This is a genomic window from Martinezella sp. CNPSo 3732, from assembly GCF_057784515.1.
The window spans coordinates 186,304-193,129 of sequence record NZ_JBXSOO010000010.1; the positions used below are offsets into that span (position 1 = coordinate 186,304).

The 6,826-nt window shown below is 59.3% G+C and carries 7 protein-coding genes; 3 read left to right on the forward strand and 4 right to left on the reverse strand.

All coding sequences use genetic code 11. From position 1 onward, the window contains the following. Window positions 1–6: 6 nt before the first annotated feature. Window positions 7–999 carry an LLM class flavin-dependent oxidoreductase gene (locus AC13RM_RS18205; RefSeq protein WP_374818242.1) on the reverse strand — a complete coding sequence of 331 codons (993 nt, stop codon included), beginning with the start codon at window positions 997–999 and terminating at the stop codon, window positions 7–9. A gap of 373 nt (window positions 1,000–1,372) precedes the next feature. Between AC13RM_RS18205 and AC13RM_RS18210 the strand changes: the two genes are divergently transcribed. Beyond that, entirely contained in the window at window positions 1,373–1,582 is a 210-nt protein-coding gene (locus AC13RM_RS18210; RefSeq protein WP_244575393.1) for a hypothetical protein, read from the forward strand. 43 nt (window positions 1,583–1,625) lie between these two features. Here the strand turns inward: AC13RM_RS18210 and AC13RM_RS18215 are convergent, their stop codons facing one another. Genes AC13RM_RS18215 through AC13RM_RS18225 form a run of 3 tightly spaced genes read right to left on the reverse strand, consistent with a single transcriptional unit; the run spans window position 1,626 to window position 5,078 of the window. Then, window positions 1,626–3,236, reverse strand: a complete 1,611-nt coding sequence (locus AC13RM_RS18215) for a DHA2 family efflux MFS transporter permease subunit (RefSeq protein ID WP_374818244.1) — start codon at window positions 3,234–3,236, stop codon at window positions 1,626–1,628. Window positions 3,237–3,241: 5 nt separating this feature from the next. Beyond that, window positions 3,242–4,384 carry an HlyD family secretion protein gene (locus tag AC13RM_RS18220; RefSeq protein ID WP_374818246.1) on the reverse strand — a complete coding sequence of 381 codons (1,143 nt, stop codon included), beginning with the start codon at window positions 4,382–4,384 and terminating at the stop codon, window positions 3,242–3,244. Between the two features lie 43 nt (window positions 4,385–4,427). Continuing rightward, window positions 4,428–5,078, reverse strand: coding sequence for a UdgX family uracil-DNA binding protein (locus AC13RM_RS18225; RefSeq protein WP_374818249.1), 651 nt, complete (start codon window positions 5,076–5,078; stop codon window positions 4,428–4,430). A 141-nt stretch (window positions 5,079–5,219) separates the two neighbouring features. Here AC13RM_RS18225 and AC13RM_RS18230 point away from each other — a divergent pair, with 141 nt between their 5' ends. Both AC13RM_RS18230 and tauA read left to right on the forward strand, forming a co-directional pair. After that, window positions 5,220–5,573 carry a hypothetical protein gene (locus AC13RM_RS18230; RefSeq protein WP_285203419.1) on the forward strand — a complete coding sequence of 118 codons (354 nt, stop codon included), beginning with the start codon at window positions 5,220–5,222 and terminating at the stop codon, window positions 5,571–5,573. 270 nt (window positions 5,574–5,843) lie between these two features. Then, the coding region (gene tauA, locus AC13RM_RS18235; RefSeq protein WP_488555380.1) for a taurine ABC transporter substrate-binding protein at window positions 5,844–6,826 on the forward strand (983 nt) is incomplete at its 3' end.

The following is a 6,826-nucleotide window of genomic DNA, read 5'->3' on the forward strand; positions in this document are numbered from 1 at the left end:
GGCCGCTCAGGCAACGAGGGAAAGGCGTTCTTTGGCGAGCAATTCTATGGAATTGAGCCGTTCGGCCGCGGTCAGCGCCGGCGTGTCGAGCACGAATTCCTCGACGCCGTAACGGCGATGGAGCGCGTCCAGCTCACCGCGGATCTGCGCCGCCGTGCCATGCAGCACGCTCGGCGCCTTCTCCTCGGTCCGGAAGTCCGCGAAGCCCGCCTGACGCGCGAATTCCGCTGCCTGTTCCTGGGTGCCGACATTGACGCTCTGGCCATTGGGCAGGAAGAGCTTGACGATGCGGAGTTGGCCGACGCGCTCACGGGCATGAGCTTCGCTTTCGGCGGCAAAGGCTGCGAGCGCCAGGATCGGCACCTGGCCGCCCGTCGCATTCGCGTAGGCCTCGAAGGTATTGCGCAGATTTTCCGGATCGCCGTTCAGATGGCCGGCAAACACCAACCTCCAGCCCTTCTCCGCAGCAAGCCTCGCGCTTTCGACGCTGGCGCCGAGAAGGAAGCGCTCCGGCGCGCGCGGCGGAAATGGTGTCGCCAGCGCGCCACCTGAATGAGGATCGGCCGCGAGATAGGTGTTGATATCGGAAAGCTGCTCGGCAAAGTCCGGCTTTTTTTCTTGATCGTAGGCGCGCTGCAGCGCGCGGGTCGACAGTGGAAATCCGCCTGGCGCCTTGCCGACACCGAGATCGACACGGCCGGGGGCCAGCGAGGCGAGGAGATTGAAGGCTTCGGCAACCTTATAGGCGCTGTAATGCTGCAGCATGACGCCGCCGGAACCGATGCGGATCCTCGAAGTCCGCGCAAGAAGATGAGCGATCAGGACTTCCGGAGCCGAACTTGCGAGGTTCGCCATGTTGTGATGCTCGGCGACCCAGAAGCGATGATAGCCGAGCTCCTCGGCCCGGATGGCCAAGCGAGCCGTGGCGCCGAGCGCATCGGTGGCACTGAGCCCCTGTTCGATCGGGCTCTTGTCAAGAAGGCTAAGAAGGTAAGACATGCCGTTTCATCCATGTTTGCACCCAATGCCGACCATGCGGCGCTGTAGTCTATAAAAAACATAGATTTTAAGTTATTTAAGAAACAGCTTTCTTTTTCTTTCGCCGGATGCGGAAAAAATCAGCAGTGACCAAAAGCGGCATCGATGGGTGCCGCGGCAGGTTTCAATGACAGTATCGAGCGCCTGATAACTGCGCCTGTTCAGAGGAAAGCGAAGCGTCAGGCCGTTAAACCGTGATCACCAATTATTTTGACGGGCTGTGACGTCTCTCACACGCAAAAAAGGCGCAATCGACTGCGATTGAACGCAATAGATTGCCAAAACCCGCAAATCAGTTCACCTTTCAACCATGCCCGATATCGCACGACCATTCGTGACCGATGATGATCCCGACCGGGACATTCGCTGCCAGGACGCGTTGCAAGCCGCTTTTCGAGAGTTGCTGAATGCCGCGACCCTGGCGGGATGGTCGGAGCGTGAAGTCGCCTTGGCGATTGCCGAGCTCGCGGACAAGCATTTGCTCTCGCTTGAGACCCATGACAACACCGACGCCCTCATAGCGCTGCTGCGGCGAATGACCTAGTCAGCCAACCGTCCACCTGCAGGGAGGTCGATCGTTGCGGTGCTCAATGCATGTCGCCGCCGCCACCCTCCCTGAGATCGACATTGCTCAGGATCAATGCAAGCGGAATGGCGCAGAGCACGACCAGCATCAGCACATGGAATACATCGATATAGGCGAGGAAGCTCGATTGGGTCTGCACCTGCTGCCCTATCCAGGCCGTTGCCTGCGCCTGGGCATCCGCCATGGTCGCACCTTTCTCGGCAAAATAGCGCGTCATGGTTCGCAGCGTCTCCTGATATGCCGGTGACGATGGCGTGACATGCTCCACCAGGCGGCTCTGGTGCCACTGCTCCCGATGCGCCAGGACATTTGACGCGATACAAACGCCGATGGAGCCGCCGATGTTGCGCGCGGCATTGATCATGGCCGATGCCTGATTGGTCTGCTCGGGCCTCAAACCATAGTAGGAGGCGGAAGTGATGGGGATGAAGATCAGCGGCAGGCCAAGCCCGATATAGAGACGAGACCAGACGAAGAAGCTGAAGTTCAGACCGGGATAGAGCCGCGTCAGCTGCCACATGGACATCGCAATGATCGCCGCACCGATGGCGATCAGATACTTCGGCTGGACCCAGGAATTCACACGACCGGCAACGAACATCATGACCATGGTCACAATCCCACCCGGCGAGAGCGCCAGGCCTGCCCAGGTCGCCGTATATCCGTAGTTCTGCTGCACGACCTCGGGGATGAACTGCGTCGTCGCAATCAGGATTGCGCCGGTTGCCATCATTACGATGAAACAGGAGCCGAATTGCCGGGTGCCGAGCAGCCATCCATCGATGATCGGGTTTGCCTTCGTCAGAACCCACGGTATGGCAGCCAGGAAGGCCAGAACACATATGGCGACCATGACGACGATGAAGTTGGAACCGAACCAGTCATCGGTCTGTCCCCGATCCAGGACGAGCTCCAGCGAGCCGAGAAAGGTTGCCACCAGCAGAAAGCCGATGAGATCGAACCGCACGCCCTTCTGGCGGAATTCCTCACGCATGGCCCTCGTCTTCGGAGTTTCCTTCAACAGCAGATAGACGAGCACGAAGGCGAATATGCCGACGGGACCATTGATGAGGAAGCACCAGTGCCAGGAGAGGTTGTCGGAGAGATAACCGCCCAAGGTCGGTCCGATGACCGGCGCTACGACCACGGCGACACCGAAGAGCGCAAAAGCCTGACCGCGTTTTGCCGGCGGAAAAGCATCGGCAAGGATCGCCTGCGAGGTCGGCACCATGCCGCCGCCGGCAAAACCCTGTATGACACGGAAAATCAACAGCACCTGGAGATTCCACGATAGACCGCACAGAACAGAAGCGATCGTGAATGTCACCAGGCACAGGAGATAGAACCGACGGCGTCCGAACCGTTCGGCGAAATAGCTGCTGGCAACCAGCACGATGGCATTGGAAACGAGATAGGTCGTGACCACCCAGGAGGCTTCGTCAGAGCTGACGGCGAGGCCGCCTGAAATGTAGCGCAGCGCCACGTTGGCAATCGTAGTGTCCAGCACTTCCATGAAGGTTGCCAGCGACACCACCATGGCGATCAGCCAGGGATTCGTGACTTGCGCGGGTGACGCTCCTCTTCCACCCGCTGCCGCGCCTGCATCGCTCATCTCGCTCAGCTCCTCGGGCGTACCGTCACTGTTGGCACCACGGACATGCCGGGGCCGATTGCCACATCAGCGGGCCATCTGTCGACGATGATCTTGACCGGCACGCGCTGCGTGACCTTGACGTAATTGCCGGTCGCGTTTTCTGCTGGCAACAGCGAAAAGGCAGTGCCAGAGCCCGGCTGAACCGATGCTACCTTTCCGTGGAGCGTGTGGTTGGGATAGGCATCGATCGTGATGTCCACCGGCTGACCCGGCCGCATGTCTGTGAGCTGCGTCTCCTTGAAGTTCGCCGTGATCCAGACCTCGTCGGGAACGAATGTCGAGATCGCCTGTCCCGCCTCCACATACTGCCCCTTGGCGCCGGCAAGGCGCACGATGCGTCCTGGCTGGGCCGCCGTGATCGTCGTGTAACTAAGGTTCTGCTGCGCTTCTTCGGCTTGGGCCTGCGCCTGCTTGAGGCTGGCGAGCGCACTGGATTTCTGCGCCTCGGCAACGGCCTTGTTCTTCTGCGCCGAGATGATGTTCGCCTGCATCTGGGCGAGGCTCGCCTGATCCTGCTGCAGGGTTGCCGTAGCCTGCTGCACGGCCTGCACGCTGCCGGAGCCGGTCTTGACCAGTTGCTGCTGGCGATTGGATTCCTGCTGTGCAAACTGCAGAGCGGCGGTGGCGGAATTCTGTTGCGCCCTGGCGACGTCGACGGCGGCGCTCGCTGCCTCGATCTGCGCGCCGGCGCTGTCGACCGAGGCCTTCGCCACCTCTACCTGCCCATTCGCCTGATCGAGCGCGATCTGATAGTCACGCGGATCGATCCTCAAGATGACATCGCCGGCTTTGACGGACTGGTTATCGGTTACCGGAACCTCGGCAACATAGCCGGATACTTTGGCGGCAACCGAAAAGCTGCGCGCATCGACAAAGGCATCATCCGTCGACTCATAGGGATGGAAATAGATCTTCCAGACGAACCATGCGGCTACGATCAGTGCAAGTAACACGACAATGCCGAGCAGAATGGAGAACGGATGACGGCGAATGAAGGAGGGGCGCTTTTCAGCCGTTGCATCATTTTGGCGACCGGCGTCATCAACAGGCTGCTGTTTCAGCCGATCCGGCTTGGTTTCCGCAATATTGGGTTGATTGTCAGCCATGACATGACCTTTGCTGTTCTGCAGTTGCGTCTGGAGAGGATTGTCAGTGCCGCAGAAAACTTCGGATCTTTTTGAGATCCCGAATGAAGGTGAGCCGGTTTTTTTCCCTCTCGTCCGCTTCCCTGATCCGCAGGAGCGCCGAAGGATGAATGGTCACTAGGACATCGAGTTTTCGCGACGGATGCAGAATCTGGCCGCGGTCGCGCATGACCTTAACTTTCGAGCCGAGCAGCGAGGATACGGCCGTCGCCCCAAGCGCGACGACAAGTTTCGGCTTTAGCAATTCGAGCTCTGCTCCCAGCCACCAGGCGCAGCGCTGCACCTCGCCGGCATTGGGCCTGGCATGCAATCGCTTCTTGCCACGCATCTGATATTTGAAATGCTTCACGGCGTTGGTGACATAGCAGCGGTCTCGATCCACGCCGGCTTCTTCAAGGCATTCATCAAGGAGCCGGCCCGCGGGTCCGACAAAAGGCCGGCCGGCCACATCCTCCTTGTCGCCCGGCTGTTCGCCGACCAGCACGATGTCGGCCCGGGCCGGCCCTTCGCCGAACACCAGATGAGTGGCGTTGCGATAGAGATCGCAGCGTGTGCAGGATCGAGCATCTTCATGCAGCTCATCAAGTGTCTCTGCATTCGCATGCTCATAAGTGAGCGATGGGCCTGCGCCGGCCGAAGGAAATCTATCGAGCATTGGGGGCTCGCTATGGTTCCAGATTCTATGACGATCAACTAATCGTCCTTCTGTTTGTTCCATGCGGGATGCTCATCACAAGGGAACACCCTTCCCAGGTGCTCGTTAAGACAGTGAGACCACGAGAACGGAGAACCCGCCATGAACAGCGAAAGTAAAACCGACTCCTTTGCATTGACCGCATTCTTCGACGACGAATATGACGCGGAAGCTGCAGTCCAGGCGTTGATGGATGCCGGTATCCCGAAGGACGCAATCACCATGACACCGGGCAACCGGCCCGATACCTCACCGACCGATCACATGGGCTTTCTGGATGCATTGACGGGCATCTTCTTTCACGAGGAGCAGCGTGCCGCCTATGCAGCCGCCCTCGAACGAGGAGGAACGCTCGTCACGGTGCAGGAAATGAACGAGGCGCAGCATAATATCGCCCTGCCGATTCTGGCGGAAAGAGGCCAGATCGATCTCAACGAGCGCGAAAGCACCAGTTAGGCCGGCAGGCTTTCGCTTTGCTATGGGAATGACCGATCTAGAGCAGAGTTCAGGATTTTGACGCGTTCCTGAGCGTCGCTACTTATGTCGGCTTCACTCCACCGAAAAGGCGCTAGCCCTGTCATCTTCGTGAATTCAGACAAACAATTCCTATAATAATCTATAAAAATAGTTTGCTATTTCTATCGATCCCGCCCCCGATTTCGCTAGGTTCTACGCATTGCATTCAGGGAACCGCCGGAAAATCTGATCCGGCCAAGGGGACTAATCATGAAGTTCAATACACTGATCGCTGCGGCCGTCTTAGGTCTCGCCAGCATTTCCATGGCGGCCAGCGCGGCCGCTGCCGACAAGAAGGTCGTCGTCGCCTATCAGACTGATGCCCTGCCCTCCTCGGTCGCCATCGCCAATGGCGATTTCGCGAAGGAGACCGGCTACGAAATCGACTTCCGCAAATTCAATTCCGGGGCGGAGATCTTCGCCGCTATCGCATCCGGCGACGTCCAGATCGGCTATGTCGGCTCAAGCCCGTTTGCCGCTGCCGCCTCGCGCGGGCTGGAGGTGAAGGCATTCTACCTCTCGTCCATCTCCGGCGTCGATGAAGCTCTGGTGGTACGCAATGGCTCCGGCATCGACACGCTTGCCGATCTGAAGGGCAAGAAGCTCGCGGCAGCACCGGTCTCCACCGACCACTATCAGCTGCTCGCCCTCATCAAGTCCCTGGGCCTGAGCGAAAAGGACGTACAGGTCTTTGCCATCCCGCAGCCGGAAATCGTCGCAAGCTACAATCGCGGCGATATCGACGGCGGCTTCGTCTGGGACCCGGCACTCACTGAGCTGAAGAAGAACGGCAAAGTCCTGGTGACCTCCAAAGATGTCGCCGACAAGGGCGCTCCGACATTTTCCGCCTGGGTCGCAACCTCGAAATTCGCAGCAGACAACCCGAAGTTCCTGAAGGCCTATGCCTCGGTGATCAACAAATACTACGCCTCGTTCGCAGCCGATAAAGCGGCGTGGGGACCGGATAGCGACAACGCCAAGGCGCTTGCCAAGCTTCTGGGCGGCACGGCAGACCAGCAGGCAGCAGCGCTGAAAAACCTCACTCTGCTGACGCCCGACGTGCAAGCATCGGCCGCCTGGCTCGGTGGCGGCGATCAGTCCGGCGCGGCAAAAATCCTCAAGGACACGGCCGCCTTCCTGAAGAGCCAGGGAAAAGTCTCCGAAGTCCTGCCGAACTACGGCGCGTTCGTCAC

Excerpts from the sequence above, each read along its gene's own strand:
- AC13RM_RS18220 (WP_374818246.1), bottom strand. The coding sequence starts at position 4,384 with ATGGCTGACAATCAACCCAATATTGCGGAAACCAAGCCGGATCGGCTG.
- AC13RM_RS18215 (WP_374818244.1), bottom strand. The coding sequence starts at position 3,236 with ATGAGCGATGCAGGCGCGGCAGCGGGTGGAAGAGGAGCGTCACCCGCG.
- AC13RM_RS18225 (WP_374818249.1), bottom strand. The coding sequence starts at position 5,078 with ATGCTCGATAGATTTCCTTCGGCCGGCGCAGGCCCATCGCTCACTTAT.
- AC13RM_RS18205 (WP_374818242.1), bottom strand. The coding sequence starts at position 999 with ATGTCTTACCTTCTTAGCCTTCTTGACAAGAGCCCGATCGAACAGGGG.
- AC13RM_RS18230 (WP_285203419.1), top strand. The coding sequence starts at position 5,220 with ATGAACAGCGAAAGTAAAACCGACTCCTTTGCATTGACCGCATTCTTC.